At 58.9% G+C, this 24,067-nt stretch carries 21 protein-coding genes; 8 read left to right on the top strand and 13 right to left on the bottom strand.

Features of this window, described 5'->3' with window-relative positions; genetic code table 11:
• Positions 1-419 precede the first annotated feature (419 nt).
• On the top strand, positions 420-1,517 hold the full coding sequence (locus tag LJD17_RS18355; protein ID WP_319799705.1) for a type III polyketide synthase: 1,098 nt from the start codon (positions 420-422) through the stop codon (positions 1,515-1,517).
• Between the two features lie 396 nt (positions 1,518-1,913).
• On the opposite strand, the gene LJD17_RS18350 is transcribed toward LJD17_RS18355, so the two are convergent.
• Positions 1,914-2,741 (bottom strand): anti-sigma factor family protein, encoded by an 828-nt coding sequence (locus LJD17_RS18350; RefSeq protein WP_227385662.1) that lies wholly within the window; start codon positions 2,739-2,741, stop codon positions 1,914-1,916.
• Positions 2,738-3,274, bottom strand: coding sequence for an RNA polymerase sigma factor (locus LJD17_RS18345; RefSeq protein WP_227385661.1), 537 nt, complete (start codon positions 3,272-3,274; stop codon positions 2,738-2,740). The genes LJD17_RS18350 and LJD17_RS18345 overlap by 4 nt, the downstream gene beginning before the upstream one ends.
• A gap of 608 nt (positions 3,275-3,882) precedes the next feature.
• Between LJD17_RS18345 and LJD17_RS18340 the strand changes: the two genes are divergently transcribed.
• Together LJD17_RS18340 and LJD17_RS18335 are read left to right on the top strand one after the other, a co-directional pair.
• Positions 3,883-5,454, top strand: coding sequence for a DHA2 family efflux MFS transporter permease subunit (locus LJD17_RS18340; RefSeq protein WP_227385660.1), 1,572 nt, complete (start codon positions 3,883-3,885; stop codon positions 5,452-5,454).
• An 89-nt stretch (positions 5,455-5,543) separates the two neighbouring features.
• Entirely contained in the window at positions 5,544-6,602 is a 1,059-nt protein-coding gene (locus tag LJD17_RS18335; protein ID WP_227385659.1) for a class I SAM-dependent methyltransferase, read from the top strand.
• A 46-nt stretch (positions 6,603-6,648) separates the two neighbouring features.
• Here the strand turns inward: LJD17_RS18335 and LJD17_RS24450 are convergent, their stop codons facing one another.
• Positions 6,649-6,948: a GFA family protein gene (locus LJD17_RS24450; RefSeq protein ID WP_455030628.1), complete on the bottom strand. Its 300-nt coding sequence runs from the start codon at positions 6,946-6,948 to the stop codon at positions 6,649-6,651.
• A 382-nt stretch (positions 6,949-7,330) separates the two neighbouring features.
• On the opposite strand from LJD17_RS24450, the gene LJD17_RS18330 reads away from it, so the two are divergent.
• The 3 genes from LJD17_RS18330 to LJD17_RS18320 all read left to right on the top strand — a co-directional run bounded on the left by LJD17_RS18330 (position 7,331) and on the right by LJD17_RS18320 (position 10,390).
• Positions 7,331-8,155: a chromate resistance protein ChrB domain-containing protein gene (locus LJD17_RS18330; RefSeq protein ID WP_227385658.1), complete on the top strand. Its 825-nt coding sequence runs from the start codon at positions 7,331-7,333 to the stop codon at positions 8,153-8,155.
• Positions 8,156-8,159: 4 nt separating this feature from the next.
• Complete coding sequence (chrA, locus tag LJD17_RS18325) at positions 8,160-9,572, top strand: chromate efflux transporter (protein ID WP_406600844.1); 1,413 nt, start codon at positions 8,160-8,162, stop codon at positions 9,570-9,572.
• 566 nt (positions 9,573-10,138) lie between these two features.
• The gene (locus LJD17_RS18320; RefSeq protein ID WP_227385656.1) at positions 10,139-10,390 is read left to right on the top strand and encodes a hypothetical protein; all 252 of its coding nucleotides are present in this window, start codon (positions 10,139-10,141) and stop codon (positions 10,388-10,390) included.
• A gap of 247 nt (positions 10,391-10,637) precedes the next feature.
• Here LJD17_RS18320 and LJD17_RS18315 read toward each other — a convergent pair whose 3' ends face one another.
• The 5 genes from LJD17_RS18315 to LJD17_RS18295 form a co-directional block, all read right to left on the bottom strand.
• Positions 10,638-11,111: a DUF411 domain-containing protein gene (locus tag LJD17_RS18315; protein WP_227385655.1), complete on the bottom strand. Its 474-nt coding sequence runs from the start codon at positions 11,109-11,111 to the stop codon at positions 10,638-10,640.
• 11 nt (positions 11,112-11,122) lie between these two features.
• Positions 11,123-11,380, bottom strand: coding sequence for a heavy-metal-associated domain-containing protein (locus tag LJD17_RS18310; protein WP_227385654.1), 258 nt, complete (start codon positions 11,378-11,380; stop codon positions 11,123-11,125).
• A gap of 83 nt (positions 11,381-11,463) precedes the next feature.
• On the bottom strand, positions 11,464-12,459 hold the full coding sequence (dmeF, locus tag LJD17_RS18305) for a CDF family Co(II)/Ni(II) efflux transporter DmeF (RefSeq protein WP_227385653.1): 996 nt from the start codon (positions 12,457-12,459) through the stop codon (positions 11,464-11,466).
• Between the two features lie 58 nt (positions 12,460-12,517).
• Complete coding sequence (locus tag LJD17_RS18300; protein WP_227385652.1) at positions 12,518-12,790, bottom strand: metal/formaldehyde-sensitive transcriptional repressor; 273 nt, start codon at positions 12,788-12,790, stop codon at positions 12,518-12,520.
• A gap of 488 nt (positions 12,791-13,278) precedes the next feature.
• The gene (locus LJD17_RS18295) at positions 13,279-14,310 is read right to left on the bottom strand and encodes a sensor histidine kinase (RefSeq protein WP_227385651.1); all 1,032 of its coding nucleotides are present in this window, start codon (positions 14,308-14,310) and stop codon (positions 13,279-13,281) included.
• A 762-nt stretch (positions 14,311-15,072) separates the two neighbouring features.
• Between LJD17_RS18295 and LJD17_RS18290 the strand changes: the two genes are divergently transcribed.
• Both LJD17_RS18290 and LJD17_RS18285 read left to right on the top strand, forming a co-directional pair.
• Positions 15,073-15,819: a Crp/Fnr family transcriptional regulator gene (locus LJD17_RS18290; RefSeq protein WP_227385650.1), complete on the top strand. Its 747-nt coding sequence runs from the start codon at positions 15,073-15,075 to the stop codon at positions 15,817-15,819.
• Positions 15,816-16,061, top strand: a complete 246-nt coding sequence (locus tag LJD17_RS18285; protein WP_227385649.1) for a hypothetical protein — start codon at positions 15,816-15,818, stop codon at positions 16,059-16,061. Before LJD17_RS18290 ends, LJD17_RS18285 begins: the two co-directional genes overlap by 4 nt.
• A 175-nt stretch (positions 16,062-16,236) precedes the next feature.
• Here LJD17_RS18285 and LJD17_RS18280 read toward each other — a convergent pair whose 3' ends face one another.
• The 5 genes from LJD17_RS18280 to LJD17_RS18260 all read right to left on the bottom strand — a co-directional run bounded on the left by LJD17_RS18280 (position 16,237) and on the right by LJD17_RS18260 (position 24,002).
• Complete coding sequence (locus tag LJD17_RS18280; RefSeq protein ID WP_227385648.1) at positions 16,237-16,590, bottom strand: response regulator; 354 nt, start codon at positions 16,588-16,590, stop codon at positions 16,237-16,239.
• Positions 16,591-17,164: 574 nt separating this feature from the next.
• Positions 17,165-20,338, bottom strand: coding sequence for an error-prone DNA polymerase (locus LJD17_RS18275; RefSeq protein ID WP_227385647.1), 3,174 nt, complete (start codon positions 20,336-20,338; stop codon positions 17,165-17,167).
• Positions 20,335-21,840: a DNA polymerase Y family protein gene (locus LJD17_RS18270; RefSeq protein ID WP_227385646.1), complete on the bottom strand. Its 1,506-nt coding sequence runs from the start codon at positions 21,838-21,840 to the stop codon at positions 20,335-20,337. Before LJD17_RS18270 ends, LJD17_RS18275 begins: the two co-directional genes overlap by 4 nt.
• The gene (locus LJD17_RS18265; RefSeq protein ID WP_406600841.1) at positions 21,758-22,510 is read right to left on the bottom strand and encodes an ImuA family protein; all 753 of its coding nucleotides are present in this window, start codon (positions 22,508-22,510) and stop codon (positions 21,758-21,760) included. Before LJD17_RS18265 ends, LJD17_RS18270 begins: the two co-directional genes overlap by 83 nt.
• Before the next feature lie 253 nt (positions 22,511-22,763).
• Entirely contained in the window at positions 22,764-24,002 is a 1,239-nt protein-coding gene (locus LJD17_RS18260) for an NAD(P)/FAD-dependent oxidoreductase (protein ID WP_227385644.1), read from the bottom strand.
• Positions 24,003-24,067 lie beyond the last annotated feature (65 nt).

Below are 24,067 nucleotides of genomic sequence, written 5' to 3'. Positions count from 1 at the left end.
GCCCAACCTCTAGATTTTTCTTGCCGGTCTTTCCCGGCGGCGCTGCGGAGTCCGACCGATGCAGCCCGGGTGGGGCATGCGTGTGATCCGCTGCGTATCGCACCCGTCAGAACCGATTCCTAAATGTACTTCTCGCGAAGCGGCCTGTTGTGACAGGATGATTTCGTCTCGGGCCAGCGGGAGGCTGTGTTTCCGGCGCCTTCACCAAAAATGACATTGGCGCCGTGGCCTTGTTGAGAGAATTTCCCCAGGAACAGCGGCACAACAATTGTCTGGTAGTGGCACTGGACAGATAACTGCATGCACATTGCCGCCCACCTAAGTCAGCGGCCTCGATGGATCACAGAAAGGTGAGAGCCACTTCTTCGATCACTCGAATTTTTTGAAGACCATCGGTGTTTTCATCCCGGCTCGCGATAATGCTTAGGTGCGACATGACAGTGGCCTTTATCAATCGGATTGGCACGGCAGTTCCCGATCACGATGTGCACGGACGTTTTATTCAGTTCGCCGATCAAATTCTGCCGGATCGAAGGACCAGACTTCTCTTCCAGAGGATGGTGCAACGAGCCGCTATCGACCATCGCTACTCGACCCTGGAGCCTAGTGAGAACCAGGAAGGCTGGGTCGACCGGAAGGGACTCTACCAAAGGAATCATTTCGCCGGCACGGCTGCCCGAATGGCCCATTTCGAGGCTCACGCCGTGGAGCTGGCTCAGCGCGGGGTCGAAGCCCTCGACCTCGACGAGGACCCGATGTCCATCACCCATCTGGTGGTAGCGTCCTGCACTGGCTTCACGGCGCCGGGGATCGATCAGCAGCTGATCAGCCGTGTAGGACTCAGCCCGTCCATCGAGCGAACGCTGGTCGGCTTCATGGGATGCGCGGCTGCCGTCAACGCATTGAAGATTGCGCATCACATCGTCCGATCCGAACCCTCTGCGAAGGTATTGGTCATCAATCTCGAACTGTGCACCTTGCACCTTCAGGAGACGCCCGACCTTGAAGTACTTCTCAGTGCACTTCTGTTCGGAGACGGCTGTGCCGCAAGTCTGGTGTCGGCGCGCCCGGAGGGAATTGCCCTCAAGGACTTCCGTGTTGTGACGATACCGGACACAGCCGACCTAATCACGTGGAGGATTGGGGACTCCGGTTTCAAAATGTCTCTTTCCGGTGAGGTTCCTTCACAGATCGCGCACGCACTGCGGCAAGAGCTCATGCGTAACGACGGTCAGGGAATCCTGCGCAAGCGAAGCAAGGAGGAGTACGATCTGTGGGCTGTTCACGCCGGCGGCCGGACTATTCTCGACGCTGTAGAACAGGGACTGGATCTGAGCCCCGATGCGTTGCGCTGGTCACGCGACGTTCTCCGGGAGTTCGGCAATATGTCCTCGGCCACGCTGATGTTTGTCCTCAAGCGCATGATGCAAGATGCGCCTTCGCCGGCACAGGGCCTTGCCATGGCATTCGGGCCAGGACTTGTAGCGGAGACGTTCAGTTTCTCCCTCAATGGGTAGAGCAACATGGTTGTCCGGTTCAGTCGGCGCAGCGGTGAGACGGAACTTATGGATACCGAGACTGCCTCGCTTGACGATTATAGAGCAAGCTTGGAACATCTCGTGCGCGTCAACTCCCTGATGCTGATCTGTCGCTCATTCCTGGCTTGGCTTGGTTGCGCCACTTCACTTGATCCCAACTTTGCTCACCCGCCGGCTTCCTCACGCCATTCGGAGAGCGTTGTCGCGCTAAGATCGCTCCGAAAGTATCCTAGACGATTCAGGCGGCCCTCGATTTGCCCTGAGCCCGGTCCAAATCTGGACCGTCTGTCGAACGGGTTCCATGAGGTATAGTCCGCTGCTTTTGCAGAAGCCCCTGAACCGGTTGCCGAATTAATGCAGCGCGTCCAGCGCCCCTCATTTGAGGCGATATGAAAGGACGCCAGCGTATTCTTGCAGACGCGACGCTGGCATATGTCCGATCAACATGAAATTGTAGCGTCCACGAGACCAGTAGACGATATTGAAGCCCTGTCTCTGCTCAGTCTGGTAGTCGGTTCCGGAAGTTACATCCGCAGTGATGCAAAGCGCCACTGGCCCGTTTCCAGGCTCCAAATAGACGAGTTGCCCAAGCGGCTTGTTGTCATATTCGAGAAACTGCGCCCGTTTGAAGGACAGGTTCGGCAGGGAGATCATTTGTGGGGAAAGCTTGAGGCCCACCCTGTTTCCCACAGCCGCAAGCTCCTGCTCCTGGGCGGCTGGAATGTCGGGTATGACGGCCAGCGTCTCTGCCGTAAAGAGCGTCAGATACTCTGCAACAGCCTGCCGCCAGTTGTCGGCCGATGCACCTTCATCTGACGCTTGTTCCCATAGCCTTTGATTGAGCGCTGGCGCGAGCCAGCCAGCCCCTAGACCGGCCATAAAGAGAAGTAGGCCGGCGACCATGGCCTTCGCGGTGTTGCCCCAGCCTCGAGGCGAACGTACAACCTCGGAGGATCCCACTGGTCCTGGAAGGCTAGCGAGCGTGGCTTTGAGATTTGCCTGAGGAGCCTGCTCAAGTAAAAGCGCAAAAGCTTCACGGAACGGACGCTGGCCACCGGATAGCAGAATCAGACGCCGTTGGAGATCATGATCGATTGCGAGGTACCGGACCATTCGACCATAGGTGTCAGATGTGAGTTCCCCGTCGAGGTAGGCGACGAGTTCCTCGTCAGTTGGCAAATCGTTGTCGTGCGCGTTGGTCATGCGTCGTTTCCCTTTCGCACGTCGTGACTCCGCTCCTTCCCCATATTGAGTTTCCCAAGAGTGGCGCGTGCGGCGGCCAGGCGACTCATCACCGTTCCAATCGGAACATCGAGAATGGCCGCTGCTTCCCGATAGGCCATGCCTTCCACATAGACGAGAAGGACCGTCTCACGCTGAGCGTCTGGCAGCGCCGCGACCTCTCTCAAGACCTGATGGACCAGAACAGCCGCTTCGGTCTGGCCTGCCCCGTCGACCACAAGGGCCGTTTCCGCATCAACAATTCCCTCCCCGCGGCGAATTCGCTGCGCGCGCACCTCGTTGAGCCAGATGGAACGTAGGATCGAGAACAGCCAGTGATCGAGCCGTGTGCCGGGCTGAAACTGGTGCTCCCGTTCAATAGCTCGGACACAGGTCGCCTGCACGAGATCTTCCGCCTCATCGCGGCGGCCGGTCAGGATCAGCCCATAGCGCCAAAGCCGAGACAAGTGCCCGGCGAGAGCCGTCTTGACCTCTTCTGGACCACTTGTGCCCATGAGCTGCTAATGCGAACAGTTCCAGGATGCTCTTGTGCGTAAAGACGCATCTGCCTGGTACAATGCATGCCTCCTGTCCCGGATCCATCTCTCTCATCGGTGAAATCGTTGGCCTCGGCCAAATAAGCATAGAACAGGAAGGCGGCCAGGATGCAAAAGCCCACCAGAGCCGGAGTGGTTACGTGAGACAGAATTCCCCACCCGATCAGCAGTCCGCCTCCCAACGCAAAAGCGGGTGTGTGAAGCAGAGCAATACTGAGCGGCAGAGCTAAATGCCACTCAGCAAACCGGGACGATGCGTGTCTTTGCTGCAATCTTTCATCAAGACCTCCTCGAGTGCATCCAACACATCAGGAACCCCGAGGCAGTGGAAGTTATTCGATATAATGGCCTAACCGTACCGAAACTCGCGGCGGCGAGGCTGATTGGAGCTAGCAGCATTACTGCTCAAAGGACCGAATAATGTCGGATCTGGCGTGTTGATGTGCCGAAAGGTTTGGGAGTAGGTCAAGCCTAGCCCGGGATCCTCTCAAGCCATTTTGGGTAAGCCCTGACGACGAAGTTCCGCTGCGTGTCGTCCAGTTCCCGCTGCTTATGGGACTAAATCCATGTTGTCCAGTTACCGATCGGACGATGCCTCTCCGATTGCCTGGCTCGGCTTCGCCGCCATGGCGCTGGGTATGTTCATGGCTATCCTTGACATCCAGATCGTCGCGACGTCCCTGCCGGCCATCAGCTCAGCCCTCGAGATTTCCCCGGATCGAATGAGCTGGATTCAGACGGCGTACCTCATTGCGGAGGTCATCTCGATTCCGCTGACAGGTTGGCTCATTCGCGCCCTGACGTTCCGCTGGCTCTTTATACTGGCCATCAGTGGGTTCACTCTTGCCTCGGCCGGATGCGCTGCGAGCTCCAGCTTCGCCACATTAACTGCGTGGCGTGTCCTGCAGGGATTCTGCGGCGGCACTCTCATTCCGATGGTGTTCTCCGCTGTATTTCTCCTGCTGTCCCGCAAAGCCGAAGGGCTGGCGACGACCATTGCGGGGATCTTGGCAGTCCTGGCTCCCACGCTGGGTCCCGTGGTTGGTGGGTGGACCACCACACGCTTTTCCTGGAACTGGCTTTTCCTGATTAATATCCTGCCGGGTTTCATCGCGCTTCTCGTCGGCACAATCTGTCTTCCCCGGCACAGGTCTCAAACAAGTCTTTTTCGGACTCTCGATTGGATATCCGTCGGTTGCATCGCAATTGCTTTGGCTGCCCTGGAGATTGGGCTCAAGGAGGCTCCAAAGCAGGGATGGCTGTCCGGCTCGGTTCTTCCGGCGTTTGGACTCTGTGCTGTTCTGGGGACTGCTTTCACGGTCCGAATGCTCCGTAGCCCAAGGCCGCTCGTCAATCTCGCGCTCTTTGCCGACGATCGGTTCGCGATCGGGTGCAGTCTAAGCTTTCTGCTTGGAATCGGGCTCTATGGATCGGTCTATTTGATGCCGGTGTTCCTCGCCCTCGTCAGAGGACATGCTTCGCTCCAGATCGGCCTGATCATGCTGGTCACCGGAAGCGCCCAACTGGTGGCCGCGCCGCTGACGGTCTGGATCGAGCGGCGTGGGTTTACGGCTCTTCTCGCCACCATAGGCTTCACACTGTTTTGCGCAGGCTTGTGGCTAAGCACCGGACAGACCCCGCAGACAGACTTCGCCAGCATGTTCTGGCCGCAGGTGGTCCGCGGCTCGGCCATCATGCTGTGCATTCTGCCCCCAACCCGGCTGGCGCTCGAACATCTGGATCCGGAGCAGGTTCTGGATGCCAGCAGCCTGTTCAATCTGATGCGCAATCTCGGTGGAGCGATCGGAATCGCGCTGATCGACACGGTGATCTGGTCTCGGGTGCCTGAATACGGACAGGATCTCGTCAACCGATTAAAGGCGGACGACCGTTCGGCGGCCGTCTTCATGGGTCTATCGCCGGATCTGCTCGCGGGACCTCATCCGGCTCCGGACAGCCCGCTCGTGCAAGCCTTTCTGCGGCCACTCGTCGAGAAGGCCGCCCTCACTCTCGCCATCAATGAAGCTTGGCTTTTGGCAGCTGCCTTCGCACTGGCGGGAGCGCTGTTAGCTGGAGCGACGGTATTCCGGGAGCGGCTTAAAGCTGGTCAGCACATGACAAAGTGCCTTCAAGATTAAACCCGGTCATTCTCTGTTCGCAGATTTCGTCGACGGGCACTAAGCTTAACTCCTCTATTCATGGATCGGTCTCAGAGGATTGAGGTGCAATGCGGCTAGGGGCTCATGCTGAAACCGTCCTTGAGTGGTTAGCTCTCAGACTGAACCTTGGCCCAAAGCCGCTGGCAGATACCCAGGCAGCGTTTCAGTTCGCCCAAATTATCATGTGCGCCTCCAAGGCAGGTCTCTTCGAAGCCTTGCAGGATGGAGGACGTACAGCCGAGGAGATCGCAGCCTTGCGCAGCACGAACCCTCGCGCGACCAGCAAGGTGCTGGATGCCCTTTTAGCTCACGGTTACCTCCAGTACCGAAATGGGCGGTATGAACTTAACCGGCTGTCCCGCAAATGGCTCCTGGCAGATAGTCCGTATACGCTAGTGCACAAGCTCGACTTCCAGGAGGTCGAATGGCGATGGACGGAAGGTTTCGATCAGTGGCTGTATGACGGGATCGCCCAGGATATGCACCGGACGCTCCGTGCCGAGGAGTGGCGCCGCTACCAATGGGGCATGCGGGATTTCTCAACAGCGCCTGCGACTGAAGTGGCTTGGCGGGCCCGCATGCCCGCAGGGGCACAGACTCTCCTCGATATCGGTGGCTCCCATGGCTTCTATTCGGTCCAGCTGTGCCGCCGTCATCAAGAGCTGACGGCGACGATCCTGGAGCTGCCGGAAGCCATTCCCACCGCGGCCGAGATCCTGGCGCGGGAGGGCATGGGACACAGGGTGGCTCATGTGGCTGGGAACGCGCTTGACGATGATCTTGGGGCCGACATCTATGACGCGGTGCTGATCGCTAATCTTGTCCACCACTTCGATACTGAACAAAACCTCCGGCTGGTGCAAAAGGTGGCCCGTGCTCTCAGGCCCGGCGGGGTACTGATGATTATGGACGCTATCCGGATCGCCTCTCCGACCGAAGCAAATCGTCCGGACCGCAGGCTCGGAGCCGTGCTGGACGTCTTTTTCGCTCTGACCAGCGCATCCGGCACATGTTCGGTCGAGGCCATTCAGGAATGGCAGCGGACAGCGGGATTGCGCATCCTGCGGCCGATCTGGCTCAAGACCATGCCTGGTGCCGCCCTGCTTCCGGCCATGAGAACGGGCTAGGTGCGGCCTCAGCGCTTCAGATATGCAGGGGCTTGCGATCCGCTCATCACGGCGTCGTACCTAGACAATCACCGGAGTACTCAGCTGCATTGCTCGGTGTGAAAGAGCGACGTCCCACACCGGGGTAAAAGCGCTCCCGGAATTGAGCTCCTTTATCGCCACTACGAACGCATTCAGTAGCTTGACCTGTGATTTCATATGACCCAGCAAAAACCGCAGATGGGGCAAAGGCGTTGCCCGTTCGGCGCTGACATGCCAGGCAGCGACAGATACCGACGCCGCGAGGCGCACCGTGCACATGGATCTGCAATCGATCGCACGAGCAATGGGCGGTTCGGGTTGACATCGAAGCTTCCAAGGCGATGCTATTGATCGAACTTAGCCATAGCGGACTTCACCCTGGATTTCGATGGCTTGGCGTGGCAATCCTTGAATCCATGCCCGTTCCTGGTTCAACAAGTGCTCTGCCTAAACGTCGCGGCTATACGGGTTCTCCTCCCTACCCTGGCGAATAGCCACTATTGGAACTTCCGAACCTTTGGCTCACTGGTCGTCAGACGGCGCGAGTACGCCTGACGGGGATGAAGCGCACCATTGGCATCCGCGCGTTGCGCCGGTTGACAAAATCCGACGAATGACGCCTACTTGTCTCATGGGGGCTGCGATCCCCTCACGAGGCGCCATGCCCAAGAATCGCGTCCAGCTCTCCTTAAGCAAGGACGCGTCTTATGTCGTCAATCAACACCATCTCCATCGATAAACTCGCCCGCCTGATCGGTACGCCCAAGTGCCCGGTTCTTATCGACATCCAGACGGATGAAGATTTTGCGGCGGATCCACGGCTGATTCCCGGAGCGATCCGTCGCCCGTGGAAAGCCGTTTCCGACTGGGCACATGAGTTTACGGGTCGATCAGTGATCGTCATCTGCCAAAAGGGTCTCAAGCTCAGTCAGGGTGCGGCTGCGTGGCTCCGTCACGAAGGGATACAGGCGGACTCTCTGGAAAATGGCGCCTTGGCATGGGCGCAGGCGGGTCTCCCCATGGTTCCGGAGGTCAAGCTACCACCCCGCGACACCAAAGGTCGAACCATCTGGGTAACACGAGCCCGCCCAAAGATTGATCGAATTGCATGCCCCTGGCTCATTCGCCGCTTTGTCGACCCGCAGGCCGTCTTTCTGTTCGTTTCCCCATCCGAGGTTCCAGCCGTCGCGGAGCGTTTCGAGGGGACACCCTTCGATATCGAAGGTGAGAACGTGTTCTGGAGTCATCGTGGCGAGCAATGTACCTTCGACATCATGGTCGAGGAATTCGGCCTTGGGACTGAACCGCTGCTGCGTCTTGCTACTATCGTACGCGGGGCCGACACGGCCCGTCTTGACCTGGCACCTGAAGCGCCGGGACTGCTAGCCATCTCGCTTGGACTTTCTCGTATGTACGCCGATGACCTCGAACAACTCGAAGCTGGGATGGCGCTATATGATGCATTCTACCGCTGGTGTCGGGACGCGACAGAGGAAACCCACAACTGGCCCGTTAGGAAGCCTGGATTCTGACATGATGGATGCACCAACAACTGCAAAAGTACGCGGGAAACTCGGCGCGGAACAACATGGCATCAGCTTCGGCGAGGCGTTCCAAGTCTGGGCTCGCGTCGCGATGCTCAGCTTCGGTGGCCCTGCGGGTCAGATCGCTGTCATGCATCGTATCATCGTCGAGGAAAAGCGTTGGATCGGCGAGAACCGCTTCCTGCATGCTCTGAACTACTGCATGCTTCTGCCCGGACCCGAGGCGCAGCAGCTCGCTACCTATATCGGTTGGCTCATGCATCGTACGCTCGGCGGTCTCCTCGCTGGAGTGCTGTTCGTCCTGCCCGGCGTCGCGGCGATCATGACGCTCAGCATCGTCTATGCCCTGTTCGGGAAGGTTGGTATCGTCGCGGCCCTGTTCTTTGGCCTCAAGGCGGCCGTGCTCGCGGTCGTTCTTCAGGCAGTGGTGCGCATCGGGACGAAGGCCCTGAAGAACCGGATCATGGTCGCGCTCGCTGCCTCAGCATTTGTCGCAATCTTCTTCTTCGGCGTTCCGTTTCCGGTCATCGTCCTCGTCGCAGGTGCGATGGGCTTCATCGGTGGGCGCGCTGGAGTGTCTGCCTTTCAGGTCGGAGGTGGTCATGCTGCCGCCAAAGACGGTAAGGAGGTGGCTGACGCTGATGCTTTGTTAGGAGAGGAACTGCCCGACCATGCGCGCCCAACCATGGTGCGGGCGCTGCGTGTCTCGGCGGTCTGCCTTGCCCTCTGGCTCATTCCCGTTGCCGTGCTCCTCGCGACGCTCGGTCCCAACAATGTGTTCAGCCGGATCGCCACTTTCTTCTCGACCATGGCGGTCGTGACCTTCGGGGGTGCTTATGCGGTTTTAGCTTATGTCGCTCAGCAAGCGGTCGAGAACTACGGCTGGCTTCAGCCCGGCGAAATGCTCGATGGACTCGGCATGGCCGAAACTACGCCCGGCCCCCTGATCATGGTCCTCCAGTTTGTGGGCTTTATGGGCGCATTTCGAGATCCCGGCGCACTGTCGCCCCTCACGGCAGGGGTGCTCGGGGGGCTCCTCGCTACCTGGGTGACCTTCGTCCCATGCTTCCTGTTCATCTTCCTCGGAGCACCGTTCATCGAAGTGCTTCGGGGTAATCCGGCCCTGCATGGAGCTTTATCGTCCATCACCGCGGCAGTCGTCGGCGTGGTGTTGAATCTTGCCATCTGGTTCGCGATCCACGCAGTCTTCCGTGAGATGCGACCTGTCAGAAGCTTCGGCCTATCCTTTGATGCTCCAGTGCTCGCAAGTGTCGATGTCTTGGCGCTACTTCTCTCAATGGCAGCGATAGTGGCGATGTTCCGATTCAAGGTCGGCATGATTCCAACACTGGTCGCCTGTTCGGCGTCTGGCGTTCTCCTGTACATGCTGGGGGCTATCTCATGACGAAGGGACGAAATCTTGCCGTTGCGACGACCATCTTCAGCCTTGCTCCCGCGCTCACCTCCCAGTTGCGCTTTAACCAATAGCAAGAAGTAGTTCTGCCGACCCAGGAGGGACGGTTCACCGTGGCATTCAACGACAAGGTCGCTTCCCGGACCAAGGCCGACAGCATGACCCGTCGCAGCTCTCTGGAAATCGAGCCGCTGCACTAAACCTGGGAGAAGAACGATGACCTACGCATGAGGCCATGGGATTACGATCCTGTTCGAGTCGAGGGCATGTCCGAGACGATGCATCTGCCACTACGGGAACGACTGTGACGGGCGACAAAGCGCCTCACTCTTATCAAGGAGAAGTTGGCGGGACTTGACTATATCGCCGTGCCAGCGGCCCTTGCTGCTCTCGCCCTTGCCTGGATCGACGCGTCGGGCCCATGTGATCGGAAAAAGCCATGTGCGGCTGTCACGCGACGTACTGTCATCAGGCAACTTCTTACAGCTCAGTGACCCATCTTTTGACACAAAGGAAACCAAGCATATGGATTACCTGAGGGAATTGGAGATGTGACCATGCTTCCGAATTTGAGTTCCTTCCACTTTGGCGACAACGGGCTGTATTACGGCAATTACGGCGGGCTTGATTATTCGGCCGGCACCGAGGACGGAACGATTACGGGTACGCCGGCGGATCCACCTCCTGTCGATGCTTACGATCAATTGTTTTACGAGCATGATCTTGCTCTTCAACAAGCGTCCAGCACGGAGGAGCGGCTCGAAGCGCATGTTGACGTCGTCACAGGCGTGTACGATTTGCTATTTTGACAACGGGGCTACGGCAAGCGCCTGATCTCAGTCGAGCGCTTGTTCTCAGTTCCATAAATGACCCCGGCGAAATGGGGTGCCGGCTGTCCTAACTACGAAGTTGGTGCTTCCATCCCACCTGCTCGACGACCGACCGGCATTACTTCCGAACCCTATCTGGAACACGGCTTGTGATAGCCGCGTTCCGCAGTCACGACGGGTCAACCTTATGCTTTAAATGGTCGCCATCCGTGCTGCGGAGCGGCCTTCAAAGGACCCGGGAGCCGTTGTAACGAGCAAAGATTGTTCGGCCCGACGGCCCGAACAACACGACATCGTAAGTATCGTTTTCGCCCCCAGGAGTTTCCATGCCCGGCGACCCGGCCGGCATGCCGGGGACAGCCAGACCTGTCGCCTGAGGCTTTGCAGTGAGCAGCCGCTTGATGGCATCTGCCGGGACATGACCTTCTATCACGTACCCGCCCACCGCCGCCGTATGGCAGGACGCAAGGTCTTGGGGCACTCCGAGCTGGATCTTCACCCGGTTGATCTCCAGCGTCTCGCGAACCTCGACGGGGAAGCTGGCTGCTTTCAGGTGTTCAACCCAGCCCGCACAGCATAAACAGGACGGATCCTTGCTCACAACGACTTGAGGCAAGCCGACTTCAGCACAGGCGGGCGTCACGGTCAGGACCGCACCTGCAGTGCCGAGAAGGGTCAGGAAACCGCGGCGATCCAACATGGGAGCCTCCTTCAAGCTGTGACCGGGGTGTAACCGGCCTCGGTCACAAGGGCCTTAATGGAACGCAAATCGGTGCTGCCACGGATCGCAACAAGCTTGGAGATCGGATCCGCCGCGACGCTCGTGCCAGGCAAGCCTGTCTCGATGGCCTTCTTGATCGCGCCGGCGCAGTGGTGACAGGTCATATCCTCGACCCGTAGGGTCAGGGTGTCCGCCTGATGCTCGACAAGGGGGGTGGCTTGGCTCTGGTGGGGGCTGCATCCGCACATGGCACGGTCTCCGATTCGAAGTGTCGATGCACGCACCCTGCTCCTTCCTATGATGGCAAGGTCAAGCGGCGTTGGTATGTCCCTCAGACCGTCTGATGTGACCTATGATTGTCGGCGTTCACTTCAATCGTGATGTGCGAAAGGCCCTCGATCCCAGAAAGCTTTGCCTTGTACTCAGTCGGGGAGCGCGGATCGTCAGAAATCAAGACGGCAATCAATCCGCTATGTCCGGGGCCGAGGCGCCACAAGTGGAGATCGGTCACACGGTCGCCACCGGTCTCCAGACGTGCGCGGATCGTGGCCGCGAGCGTCCGGTCGGGCACGGTGTCCAGCAGAACGGCACCGGCCGAGCAGATCAGACCCCAGGACCATTGGGCGATTACCAGCGCACCGATGATCCCCATGATCGGATCGAGCCAGGTCCAGCCATAGAACCAGCCAGCTAGCAGCGCCACGATGGCCAGCACCGACGTCAACGCGTCAGCCAAGACATGCATGTAGGCCGCGCGGATGTTCGTGTCATGGTTATGGCGGTGGTGATGGTGGCCATCATGATCGTCATGAGCGTGAGAATGATTAGCTCCGTGGCCGTGATCGTGGTGATAGTGACCGTGATGATGGTCCTCGTCGAAGAGCAACCAAGCACTGCCGAGGTTCACCAGCAGACCAACGACGGCGACCGCCGTCGCCTCGCCGAACTCGATAGCTACCGGGGACAACAGTCGCGTGACGCTCTCGTAGGCGATGAACAGCGCAATCAGCGCCAGGATCACGGCGCTGGAGAACCCGGCAAGCTCTCCCATCTTGCCGGTGCCGAAGGTGAAGCGTGGGTCGTGGGCATGCTTACGGGCAAAGCGGTAGGCCAGGGCTGCGATCGCAAGTGCGGCGGCATGGGTTGACATGTGCCAGCCGTCGGCGACCAGAGCCATCGAGCCGAAGATCGTTCCCGCAATGATCTCGGCGACCATCATGGCTGCGGTCAGGGCGACCACAAACCACGTCCGACGCTCGTGACGATCGTGCTTCTCACCGAGGAAGACATGGTCATGCTGCCAGGAGGCAATGGAATGGGTATGCATTGAAGGTCTCGCAATGAATGGATGGACGTCCACCGAAGGGTTCTTCCATGGGCTCCAGCTATTTGAGATAGGTCCGTACCACCTCGATGAGTTCCTCCGCCCCTTGAGCCCGCTCGACATCGTCCGCGGCTCCCAGGACGTGGTTGTGGATGTGGTCTTCAATCAGCTCAGCGGTCAGACCGTTCATGGCTCCGCGCACGGAGGCGACGAGTTGCAGCACGTCCGCGCAGCCGATCTCCTCCTCCAAAGCCCGTTCGATGGCCTCAACCTGTCCCTTGATGCGGCGGACACGAGCAAGAAGCTTGGCTTTCTCTTTAACAATGTGGGACATGGCACATCATCTCCTGTAGAGACGTAATATAGGGGGGTACCCTATGCGTCGAGAGACAATTGGTCCCAGGTGCGTTACCCAATTATCCATCCAATAGCTGAACATGCTCGGGAGCCATGCGAGGTGCGCCGCCCCAGGATGTCTCCAGGATGATGCGCGAAACCTTCATCCGTTTCATGCTCCGTCTGCTGGCGGTTGCGATGCTAGTATCGGCCCTCGCGAGTGCACCTCTGTAGGCGATTGCCCAGGCTGTGGACGCATCACCGATCGCCTTGCCTCATCACAAGCACATGACCCGCGTCGGCGAGCTTCTCGGATCATGACCAGACGGCCCCTGCCAAGACCCGGCGATGGGACTGTGCCTATGCCACCGCAGGGCCTAGACCAACCCGCCAAGGCGCGCCTGAGGCAAAGCCGGCTCAGAGAAGGGGTGCAGTAGAGTCTGACGGAGTCTTCGCAGGGTTGTTGCGGGGCTCATCCGCGGGACGCTACGCGGGAGAGGAGGAGGCATGTGGAAGGGTAGCGATGACCATAGTTCCCCTACCGTCGCTCAGAAACTTGAGGTCACCGCCGAACCGGACCAGACGCGCCCGCATTCCCGCAACACCGACGCCCAGTAGTGGCCCGCCTGGCGCCATCTTCCTGACGGCCTGTGCCAAACCGCAGCCATCGTCGAGGATCCGCAACTTCAGGATGCCTCGACCTGTCCGCAGGTCGACGACGAGCCGCGAAGCCGATGCGTGTCGGTAGGCGTTTGTCAGTGCCTCTTGGATGACTCTGAGGAGAGAGCGCTGGATGTCGAAGGGAAGGTGGTTCGCCATCTCCGGCACCTGCACGGTCGTTGACAGGCCTGTTCGGTGCGTAAAACCCGCAGCGAAGTCCCGCACGGTTCCAGCAAGCCCGCCGTTCTCCAGGCTGGGCGGGTGCAGCAGGTAGGTGAAAGCCCGGAGCTCTCGAGCGGCTTCCTCAACTAGGTCTGCAGTCTCGTTGAGAAGTTTCCCGCCATCGCCTGGAGAAACATACTGCTTCATGCGCATAAGGTTCAGACCAGCAGCGACCAGATGCTGTGCCGTCGAGTCGTGCAGTTCTTCGGCGATTCGTTGCCGTTCCTCTTCCTGGAGGTTTAGGAGGCGTCCGGAGAGTTCCTCTAGAGCCTCCTTGGCCGAACGCCGTTCCGTGATATCGGTAATGAAGACGCTCAGGCCATCTGCCGAAGGGCTGACCTGGAGATCGATCCAGCGACCGGGCCGAAGGCCAGACATTACCTCCCGTCGGACGCGGCGGCGCTGTTCCATACCCTCCCGTATGACGCGGCTACACTCGGCACCCGGATCGCAGAGATCCCAGAGGCAAGCGCCAAGCACGCGGCTCTGGGTTGGCCCCACCCAGTCGATGGCTGACTGGTTGAGGTCGGTGATGCGATACCTCTGATCCAGAGCGAAGTAGCAGTCGTTGACGATAGCCAGGATGGACCTAAGCCGCTCGTTCGCAGTATCGACCTTTGCCGGGTGCGCTTTCATGCGACCCCACAGGCGAACCCAAGACCACTTCTTAGCACGTTCCGCGGCGGCGACAGGTCACCCATGGCTCAGCTCCGGGATGAGCGGACAGTCGGGACAGCGGTCTATGCTATGGCGATATCGCCCGAACCCGACGATGCAGCCCCATCCGACATGAATCGAGCGCCAGTATAACATAGGTTAATGAGGACTGGACCCACACTGTTGGCGTAAACTCGGGAGCAATATTCCACATCGGGCACCCTGCGGTTAATCGAGCTCCGAGGGTTTGGTTTCTCAGGGCCTGCATTGCTTCCGCTCGCCCTGATGATTGGAGCTGAGCAGGCGACCATGCCAGCCTCAACTCTTCTCAACACCCTTCCTGGTCGGCGCGCGGGGCCTCTCCTCGTGGATTGCTTGTTCTTTTCCACTTCTTGTCGCCAAGGGTTCGCGCCTGAGGCCAGATGCAACAGAAATCTACCAACCATATCGATAAGCTTACCGGCTGCGGCTGTGCATCAACAGGGAACCATCCTCTGGTTCGGTATGCCGTTCTTCCGCAGAATGGGAACGCCACATTTGCACGACGTTTGGAACGGCTATTCGAGCCCCAGACAATGCACGCCGCCGCTCATAATATGTTGCAACATGTCCGGTGAAACTATCATAGATCAAAGACAGGCCTATATCTGTGTGCGATAGTCATCGCATCACCGGCCAGTGATTTTGGGCGCGGGTGACTGAGAGACGTGCGCTCCCGCCTGCAACAGGAGGAGCGATATCATGCAGGCATCTTTCCATCCTGACTATAATCCGCTCATCCGTAAGCTGGAGAGCATCTTCAAGCTCACCGATGACGAGCGGCAAGCCCTCCAGAACCTTCCAATGCAGATGGCCACCATCAAGGAAGATCAGGATATCGTGCGCGAGGGCGATCGTCCTTCTCGCAGCTGCCTGATCGTGAGCGGCTTCGCCTGCGCCTACAAGATGACCGCTCACGGCAAGCGCCAGATCGTCTCCTTCACCATCGCGGGTGACATCCCGGACCTGCAAAGCTTGCACCTGAAAGTGCTCGACAGCAGCGTCAGCACGATCAGTCGGTGCAGCGTGGGGTTCATCGCCCATGAGGACCTGCGTGCCCTCTGCGAGCGCTATCCCAGGATCACGGCTGCCTTCTGGCGCGAGACCCTGATCGATGCTGCCATCTTCCGGGAATGGGTGGTGAATGTCGGCCGCCGCGAAGGCTCCAGCCGCATGGCCCACATCCTGTGCGAGCTGATCGTGCGCCTGAAGGCGGTGGGCTTGGTCGAAGACGATGTCTGCGACCTGCCGATTACCCAAGGCGAGTTCGCTGATGCTCTCGGCTTCTCCCCGGTGCATGTCAATCGTGTCTTCCAGCAATTGCGAGCCGAGGGACTGATCCTCACGCAAGGAACACGGCTGACCATTCCCGACTGGGACAGGCTGAAGATGGCAGCCGAGTTCGACCCGACCTATCTTCATCTGGTGCAGGAGAATGCGGCGGCATGACCCTCACCCTTCAACCTGTTCGCGTCGGCAATGGCAGTGATGAAGAAGGCATGTTGGTCTTTAACGGCAATCAGCGTCTGATGGCGGTGCTGACCCACCTGGGTGATCAGTATGGCGCTTTATCGGGCCACTGGTATCTGGAAACGGGCTTTGGCCGAGTGGATGGCGTCAGCCACCCCACTTTTTCCGATCTGGACGTTGCCAAGGATTGGATCAGCAGGCGCCTGGCCCATCAGCCGTGATAGCCCGCAATATGCCTGCTCCAGATCGAACTGTCCCCGACAGAACTTGGATCCTTACGATCTGCGACCCAAACACTCAGTAATGTACGACTACTGCGTCACTGAGGTCAGCAGAGACGTGACGGTCCGTCTCGTCGACTGAGTCATAGCTAATATCCAGCGACAACCGCCCGCCTCAGGCCTGGATTGATCTCAGCGTGCTGGCCAATATCTCGCGGCTGACAGGCTTCTCAAGCCAGGGAGCGCCGCGCAGCTCCGGCGGGCCCTCGGCTTTGGGCGGCAGACCCGAATAGACCGTGAAGGGGATGCCCCGGTTCTTCAGTTCACGGGCAATCTGCAAACTTGTTCCATCCTTGATCATGATGTCGAGGATAGCGAGGTCGGGGCTGTTGTGCTCTAGCCATTCCAGCGCCTGCGCGCAGCTCGTGAACGGTCCCGCCACAGTGAATCCGGCTTCCTCCAGGGAGGCTTCCATGGACATGCCGATCAGAACCTGATCTTCAACGATCATGCAGCAGGGCTGAGCCATTATGGGTGCATTCCTGAGTATCGGGTAATAGAAAAAGGCTCCGCTGGAGGATGAAACCAGCGAGCCTTGGCCGATGCAGAAGGAGAAGCACACTGCATCACGGCTCGTTTTCGCCTGGATATGAGGATCGCTCACTCACATAAGTGAAGCCTAGCCACATCACCCCGATAGAGCAGGAATTGCCAAGCTCGTCCCGCACCTGCACGACATCACGAATCAGTGGCTAGCCTCCTCCATTATCTTATCAAGGATCTGTTGTGAGCCCCCTCATCAGGTTGTTGGCAAGGCGGTAGATACAGATGCCGCCAAGTGTCCTGTAGTGGCGAAAATCGGCCAACAGTTGAGCGTAAGTCAAAACCTGATCAGCACCGCGCTATTGGACCTGAAAGCGGCAAGGCGCAAAGGTGGAAAAGCTCATCGGGGGCCGTCAGAAATAAAAAGCCTAAAGCACAGGCCGGGCTTGTCGGTACAGGACTGAACTATTGCAAGTAGCTCACCCGAAATTTGCGAATATTCGTTTCCACAGGTAGCTAAACAGGAGCAGTCTCACGACATCGTCACTCAAGTTAGTTCCTTACTTGAAATTCCGTGATTTCACCTGGATTCCCGAAACCCCGCTCGATGACACCACCAAGGAATCTGGCTGCTGACCGCCTCCTCGCTGGCCGACACTGCGCAGAAGATCCGAGTAATCGATGAACCACTGCGCGATGACGTGGATCACCTGGCCTTCCCGCTGAACCCGGCCACGGCATCCAAGCATGCCATTGGTCAGGATCAGACGCCGCTGCCTCTCGAATAAATCCGGCCAAATCACAATGTTTGCCACATCCGTCTCGTCCTCCATGGTCATGAAGGTAACGCCTCGGGCTGAACCTGGTTTTTGACGTACGAGCACCAGCCCCGCGACCGTCACTGTCCAACCATTGCGGGCCTGCTTCAGATAAGAGCAAGGTACAACTTGTTGCTTTTCCAAATCATTGCGCAGGAAGAATACGGGGTGCTTTCGCAGCGTCATCCCCTTTGATCGATAATCCTCAACGACTTCGCCTCCTTCTGTCATGGGAATGAGGTCTACGTTCGGTTCAACCACCTCAGGCTTCGGTGTCATACCGTCCGCAGCAGCAAAGAGCGGCAGCGGCTCATCACTCAACCCTTTGATCACCCATAATGCATCACGGCGGCTCAATTTGAGAGAACCGAATGCGTCGGCCTCCGCCAATCTTTCCAAAGCGGATACCGGAATGTGTACTCGCCGGAAGAACTCCTCAAGAGAGGTATAGGGCTGGTCTGCTCTCATTAGAGGGATCTCACCTCCATCAGAATTGGTGAGGCCTCGCACCATGCGGAAACCAAGTCGCACGGCAAACCGCCCTTCCCTCTCCGTCTCTTCCAAGGTGCAATCCCAGCGAGAGTGATTGATATCGACGGGGCGAACTTCGACGTCATGTTGCTGAGCGTCTCTGATGAGCTGCGCCGGTGCATAAAAGCCCATGGGCTGGGAGTTGAGCAGTGCGCAGCAAAACACGTCCGGATGATGGCACTTCATCCAAGAGGAGGCATAGGCAAGTAAGGCAAAGGAAGCGGCGTGGCTTTCGGGAAAGCCGTAGGAACCGAAGCCCTCGAGCTGCTTGAAGATACGCTCGGCGAATTCCTGTGTGTAGCCGCGCGCCAGCATACCTTGCGTGAGCTTAGTCTGGAACTTCGACACGTCGCCCTTGAACTTGAAGGTTGCCATCGCCCGGCGCAGCTGATCGGCTTCAGAAGGCGTAAAGCCGGCGCATTCGATGGCAACGCGCATAGCCTGCTCTTGGAAAAGCGGCACCCCCAAAGTCTTACCGAGAACCCGCTTGAGCTCAGGCTTGGGATATGTCTCCGGCTCCCTGCCCTCCCGCCGGCGGATATAGGGGTGCACCATATCGCCCTGAATCGGCCCCGGCCGAACGATGGCCACCTCGATCACCAGATCATAAAAGGTTCTGGGCTTCATGCGCGGCAGCATGGCCATCTGCGCTCGGCTTTCGATCTGGAAGACACCAACCGTGTCGGCGCGCCTGATCATGGCGTAGGTATCGGGGTCTTCGGAAGGAATCCGCGCGAGGTCGAGATCGACGCGCTTATGATCCTTGAGCAATTCGAAGGTCCGTCGCATGCAACCGAGCATGCCAAGGCCCAGCACATCCACCTTCATGAATTTGAGGATCTCGATATCGTTCTTGTCCCATTCAATGACCTGCCGGTTCTCCATGGCGGCGGGCTCGATCGGCACCAAATCATCAAGGCGCTCCTGTGTGAGAACAAAGCCCCCGGGGTGTTGTGAGAGGTGGCGCGGCGCACCGATCAGCTCCTTGGCCAGATCCAAGGTCAAACGCAGGCGCGGATCGCTCAGGTTGAGTTTGAGTTCCTTGATATCCTGCTCGCTGACGCCGTCGTTGTTCCAACCCCAGACGATCCCGGCCAGAGCACTCGTGACATCCTCTGGCACCCCTAAAGCCTTGCCGACCTCCCGCACGGCGCCGCGGGTGCGATAGCAGCTCACGACCGCCGTCAATGCCGCCCGATGACGGCCATAGGTGTCATAGATCCACTGGATCACCTCTTCCCGGCGCTCATGCTCGAAGTCCACATCGATATCAGGCGGCTCATTGCGCTCCTGGGAGATGAAGCGCTCGAACAGGAGACCCGAGCGGACCGGATCGATCGAGGTGATGCCGAGAACATAGCAGACGGCGGAGTTGGCTGCTGAGCCTCGGCCCTGGCACAGGATATCTTGGGAACGGGCGAAGCTGACGATGGAATGGACGGTCAGAAAGTAAGGCGCATAGCCCAGGCTCTCGATCAGCGTCAGCTCATGCCGGAGTTGTGCGGCGACATTATCTGGAAGGCCCCCCGGAAATCGATGCTTCGCCCCGTCCCAAGTCAGCCGTTCAAGCTTCTCCTGGGCCGTTTCACCGGGCTCGGTCTCGGACGGATATTGATAGCGTAGCTCATCCAAAGAGAAACCGCAGCGGTCCATGATCTCGCGCGTGCGCGCCAAAGCCTCCGGGTGGCGCTCGAACAGCCGTGCCATCTCGCCCGGGTCCTTGAGGTAACGGTCGGCATGGCGCTCCAGCCGAAAGCCAGCTTCATCAATGGTACAGCCCTGGCGAATACAGGAGGCGACATCCTGCAACATGCGACGGGAAGGATGATGATAGAGCACATCGCCTATAGCAACAGTTGGCACCTTTGCCGCTTGCGCTACCTGCTCCACCTGCCAAAGGCGCCAATGTTCGTTTATCGCAAAGCGGCGGATCAAGGCCATGTAGCCGCGGCCCTGAAACACTTGCCTTAAGCGCGTGAGGTTGGCGGTGAGGGTCTCGTTGGCCTCATCCCCGAGCAGGATCGCGAGAAGTCCCTCGTTCCAGGCCTCGATGTCGTCCCAGGTCAGAGAGCACTTGCCCTTACCGGCACGCGCCTTTCCAAGGCTCAGCAAGCGGCACAATCGGGAGTAGGCTGCACGGTCTGTCGGATAGACCAGCAGCGACGTGCCGTCGATCAGATCAAGACGGCAGCCGACAATGAGACGTACACCTGTTTCCCTGGCAGCCTCATAGGCCCGCACAATGCCGGCTAGCGAATTGCGGTCGACGATTCCGAGGGCTGAAATACCAAGGAGCTTTGCCTGTTCAAAGAGCTCAGCGGGGCTCGATGCGCCGCGCAGGAACGAGAAATGCGTCGTGACTTGAAGCTCCGCATAGAAAGTCATGCGAAGAGCCCATGCAGCCACCAGCGTCCGCCCTGGTCGGCTGGTGCGTCGCGGAAGATCCAGAACCGGCCGCCCTTCTCATCCTCGACCCGATAGTAATCCCGCAGCAAGGTACGCTCCTTGTCGCTGCGCCACCATTCTCCTGTAATCCGCTCAGGACCATCGGCATGGACTACGCGATGCCGGATTTTCCGCCAGACAAAGAACTTTGGCGGGTGATCGGGAAGCAATGCCGTCGCTGTGACCGGCTCCGGTGGATCAATCAGCCGGGTCGGACGGGGCAGGATCTCGGGCCAGGTCTGCCCGGTTGGCGGCGCCAGTGGTGAGATCTGCCGCATGGAGCGTTCCGGCAAATGGCTCTCGACCGGAGCGAGGCGATAAATGCGTCTGGTTCCGAGCCGAGCGCCAAGACGGTCTACCAGATGGCTTAAGTCCACATCATTTTCGCCCTCGCCCCCGACACCCCTTGCCTGCATTTGCTGTTCGTTCAGAGGTTCAATTTTGCTCGCGAAGAGGGTTACGGCATCAATGCCGAAACCTGGATCAATCGTCTGCAAGCGCTCATCAAAGAGCTTGGCGAGATGCTTGGCATCCCGCGTTGCTTTTGCGGTGCCGACCCGTAGGGCGATGCTGCGCTTGTCCACCCGCTCGACAATCAAATCGAGCCGGCGCACCCCCTGGGCTGTTTTCTCCAGCGTCTGGCATAGTGCATCTGCCAGACGCCTTACTACGTCCTGCAGATCCTCGAGCCTGCCGATCGGATCAGCGAATACGAGGCGTTTGGACGGCAATTCCTTGGGCATGAGGGGATTGAGCGGCTCGAAGACATGCCCAAACGCCTGATCGAGCCGCAGAGCCGTTTCTCGTCCGAACCTGCGCACCATCGGCCCTCGCGGCATGCTGGCCAGCTGACCCACACGCTCAACGCCAAGACGATGCAAGGCCTCCACAGTCTTGCTCGGCAAACGCAGTGCCGCCACCGGCAGCGTGGCGACAGCGTCGACGGATCGTCCAGGAGGAACGACATTCATGATGCTGAAGCGGGCGACAGCCCAGGCTGCGCCCGGCGCATCCGCCACGCAGGCCATCGCCTGGATCCCCTGAGCCGTCAGACGCTTCATCACGTCATCGACAAGCGCTTCCTCGCCTCCAAACAGGTGAGCGGAACCGGCAATGTCGATCCAGATCCCATCCGGAGGATCGGGGGCCACGATAGGCGAATAGCCGATGCACCAGCGGGCTAGGTCGAGAAGCGAAGCCTCGTCTTCCTCAGGGGTCGCATCGATCACATGCAGATCCGGCACCAACGCCTGAGCATGGGTCAGGGTTTGGCCGCGCCTCAGACCCAGCGCATGCGCGGCCTGGTCGACACCCACAAGAAGCCGCCGAGAGCCCTCAGTCGCCACCGTGACAAGCGGCTTATCCCGTGGCGGATCGCCGAACTTGCGGCGGATCCGATCGGTTGGCCAAGTCGGCAGGTAAAGCGAGACGACCCTTCGCATCGCAGGCCTCGACAATCCAGGAACGGGGTTCGCCGCCACGGCAGCGCAGGAGTTCGACGTGCCATCGAGCACGGCCTAATCCTGGTGCGGGCGGCGCCTGAGATGTGAAGGGTGATATCCGCCAGCGTGTGACAGCGGCCGTGGGAAGAATGGTTAGCTCCTTCTCGGCAACAGTCCACCAACGACGCAGGGCAAGAGCCGTGACACCGGAGGATTCCGCTGCCAATTGGAGACGCCGCGAGGATGTCAGACCAAGCCGCGTCACCTCGCCGATGACCGCAGCCAGGCCTTTCTCGCGAAGTCCCTCCTCCATGCTGGGAAGAATGTCGCGCTCGCGAAAGGCCTCCGCATAAATGATGCGATCAGGGTGAAGGCCGGCTCCCGCGAGGCTGGGGGCAAACAGATCTCGCCGGTTAAGACACCACAGCACCGGCCCTTTGAGACGGGCTGCAATGCCGGCCACGAACAGGGTCGCAGAACCGGCAAACTCAGCCGCCATGCCACCTTCAATCACTTCATGCAACGCGCCACGGGACAGCCCGCAACCGGGAAGATGAGCATCAAGTTCCTTAAGGCCAAACGGTAGATGATGCTTTCGCACAGAACCGGCGCCAAGGCTTTCAAGCTGATGCCGTAACTCGGCAAGCACTGTCTGTTGCCTGGCCCGCATGCGCCTTGCACCCTCATTGTTCGCAATGTGTCGATGTTCCTATTATGTTCTCACATGCCGTAGAGTCAACCTGTCGCAGAAAGCCTGTGAAATCTGGGGAGAGGCGCCTTCTTAGGCTAGGGAAAAGCAAATAAAAACATCAACTTAAAGACAACGAAGTAACTTTTCCACCTTGTGAATGTCGAAGAGAGATACTATTCCCTTAAGCTGCCTGCTTCAGATCTGATCACCAGATGGCTTTTCTCACATCGCCTCAAAAGCGGTCGGCTCGGTAGGGCGTAGGATCGCAGAAGGGTGCTTCTCCCGTCATGATCTCGGCAAGGAGACGTCCGGATGCGGGACCAAGAGTAAGCCCATGATGGGCGTGTCCGAAAGAGAACCACAGGCCCGAATGGTCGGGAGCGCTCCCAATGATAGGCCGCATATCGGGCAGGCACGGCCTTCGTCCGAGCCACGGCTTCGGATCGACGCGCGCGCCTAAGGGAACGAGTTTGCGCGCAAGGGCTTCGGCTTGATCGACCTGTCGCCAATTCTCCTTTGCATCAGAACCCGCGAGTTCGACACCCGTTGTCAGGCGTATGCCTCTCGTCATCGGCGCAAGGACATATCCACCTTCGAAATCCAGGATCGGGCAGCCCAACTCGACTTCTTCAGGCTTCTCATAATGCATGTGGTAGCCACGCTTCACCGCCAGCGGAAATCGATAGCCAAGCGGCCTGAAAATCTGATCCGACCACGGCCCCAGTGCAACAACGGCTTGCCTACAGGTTATCGGCCCTTCACTTGTCCTGACGACCCATGCGTCTCCGCTACGCATCAGAGAGCGGGCATCGCCGATGGCCATTCGCCCCCCACGCTGCTCAAACAAGGAAGCGTAGCCCTTTACGAGAGCACCAGGATCCGAAACTGTGGTTGGCTCACGCCAATGAACGCCTCCAATCGGCGCCTGAAGAAGGTGCGGTTCCTGGGCTCTGAGCTGAGTCTGATCGAGCACATCATAGTGGACGCCATACTTCGCGGCGCTCTCCGCAGAGATCAAAGCGGCCTCGCGGCCCTTTTCCGTTCTAAAAACCTCGATCCAACCCTTGCGGTTTACGAGATGCTCAAGCCGTGCCTGCCCGATGAGATAATCATGTTCCACGACACAGCTTTCGATCAGCGGCAGCATCGCTTTCGTTGCACGAAGCAATCCTTCCCGTGATGAATGCCGCCAATATTGAAAAAGCCATCCTCCCATTTTTGCAAGGTGCAACGGGCTATAGCGGACATCCGGCGCACGATTCAAACTGTAGCGTAGGAGGGTCGATAGCCGTCTTGGCATTGCATAAGGGATTACGCTCGCGCGCTCGATAAGTCCTGCATTTCCATAACTGGTTTCTTCCCCCGGCGCGCGGCGATCGATCAAACACACCGAGCGACCACGAGATTGCAGATGAAGTGCGGTCGAAACGCCTATGGCGCCCGCACCAAGGATCATCACATCGTAGCGCATTAAATGACGGCCTCATCATCGAGAAGCGGCAATCCGCAGGAACCTGTCGCTATAGCGCGAGCGTC

The sequence above is a fragment of the Microvirga rosea genome (assembly GCF_020595095.1).
Classification (GTDB): domain Bacteria; phylum Pseudomonadota; class Alphaproteobacteria; order Rhizobiales; family Beijerinckiaceae; genus Microvirga; species Microvirga rosea.
This window is presented reverse-complemented; position numbering and strand designations above follow the sequence as displayed.

Coding starts and splice junctions, on each gene's coding strand:
- LJD17_RS18355 (WP_319799705.1), top strand. CDS start 420: ATGCTTAGGTGCGACATGACAGTGGCCTTTATCAATCGGATTGGCACG.
- LJD17_RS18350 (WP_227385662.1), bottom strand. CDS start 2,741: ATGACCAACGCGCACGACAACGATTTGCCAACTGACGAGGAACTCGTC.
- LJD17_RS18345 (WP_227385661.1), bottom strand. CDS start 3,274: ATGGGCACAAGTGGTCCAGAAGAGGTCAAGACGGCTCTCGCCGGGCAC.
- LJD17_RS18340 (WP_227385660.1), top strand. CDS start 3,883: ATGTTGTCCAGTTACCGATCGGACGATGCCTCTCCGATTGCCTGGCTC.
- LJD17_RS18335 (WP_227385659.1), top strand. CDS start 5,544: ATGCGGCTAGGGGCTCATGCTGAAACCGTCCTTGAGTGGTTAGCTCTC.
- LJD17_RS24450 (WP_455030628.1), bottom strand. CDS start 6,948: ATGTCAACCCGAACCGCCCATTGCTCGTGCGATCGATTGCAGATCCAT.
- LJD17_RS18330 (WP_227385658.1), top strand. CDS start 7,331: ATGTCGTCAATCAACACCATCTCCATCGATAAACTCGCCCGCCTGATC.
- chrA (WP_406600844.1), top strand. CDS start 8,160: ATGGATGCACCAACAACTGCAAAAGTACGCGGGAAACTCGGCGCGGAA.
- LJD17_RS18320 (WP_227385656.1), top strand. CDS start 10,139: ATGCTTCCGAATTTGAGTTCCTTCCACTTTGGCGACAACGGGCTGTAT.
- LJD17_RS18315 (WP_227385655.1), bottom strand. CDS start 11,111: ATGTTGGATCGCCGCGGTTTCCTGACCCTTCTCGGCACTGCAGGTGCG.
- LJD17_RS18310 (WP_227385654.1), bottom strand. CDS start 11,380: ATGTGCGGATGCAGCCCCCACCAGAGCCAAGCCACCCCCCTTGTCGAG.
- dmeF (WP_227385653.1), bottom strand. CDS start 12,459: ATGCATACCCATTCCATTGCCTCCTGGCAGCATGACCATGTCTTCCTC.
- LJD17_RS18300 (WP_227385652.1), bottom strand. CDS start 12,790: ATGTCCCACATTGTTAAAGAGAAAGCCAAGCTTCTTGCTCGTGTCCGC.
- LJD17_RS18295 (WP_227385651.1), bottom strand. CDS start 14,310: ATGAAAGCGCACCCGGCAAAGGTCGATACTGCGAACGAGCGGCTTAGG.
- LJD17_RS18290 (WP_227385650.1), top strand. CDS start 15,073: ATGCAGGCATCTTTCCATCCTGACTATAATCCGCTCATCCGTAAGCTG.
- LJD17_RS18285 (WP_227385649.1), top strand. CDS start 15,816: ATGACCCTCACCCTTCAACCTGTTCGCGTCGGCAATGGCAGTGATGAA.
- LJD17_RS18280 (WP_227385648.1), bottom strand. CDS start 16,590: ATGGCTCAGCCCTGCTGCATGATCGTTGAAGATCAGGTTCTGATCGGC.
- LJD17_RS18275 (WP_227385647.1), bottom strand. CDS start 20,338: ATGACTTTCTATGCGGAGCTTCAAGTCACGACGCATTTCTCGTTCCTG.
- LJD17_RS18270 (WP_227385646.1), bottom strand. CDS start 21,840: ATGCGAAGGGTCGTCTCGCTTTACCTGCCGACTTGGCCAACCGATCGG.
- LJD17_RS18265 (WP_406600841.1), bottom strand. CDS start 22,510: ATGCGGGCCAGGCAACAGACAGTGCTTGCCGAGTTACGGCATCAGCTT.
- LJD17_RS18260 (WP_227385644.1), bottom strand. CDS start 24,002: ATGCGCTACGATGTGATGATCCTTGGTGCGGGCGCCATAGGCGTTTCG.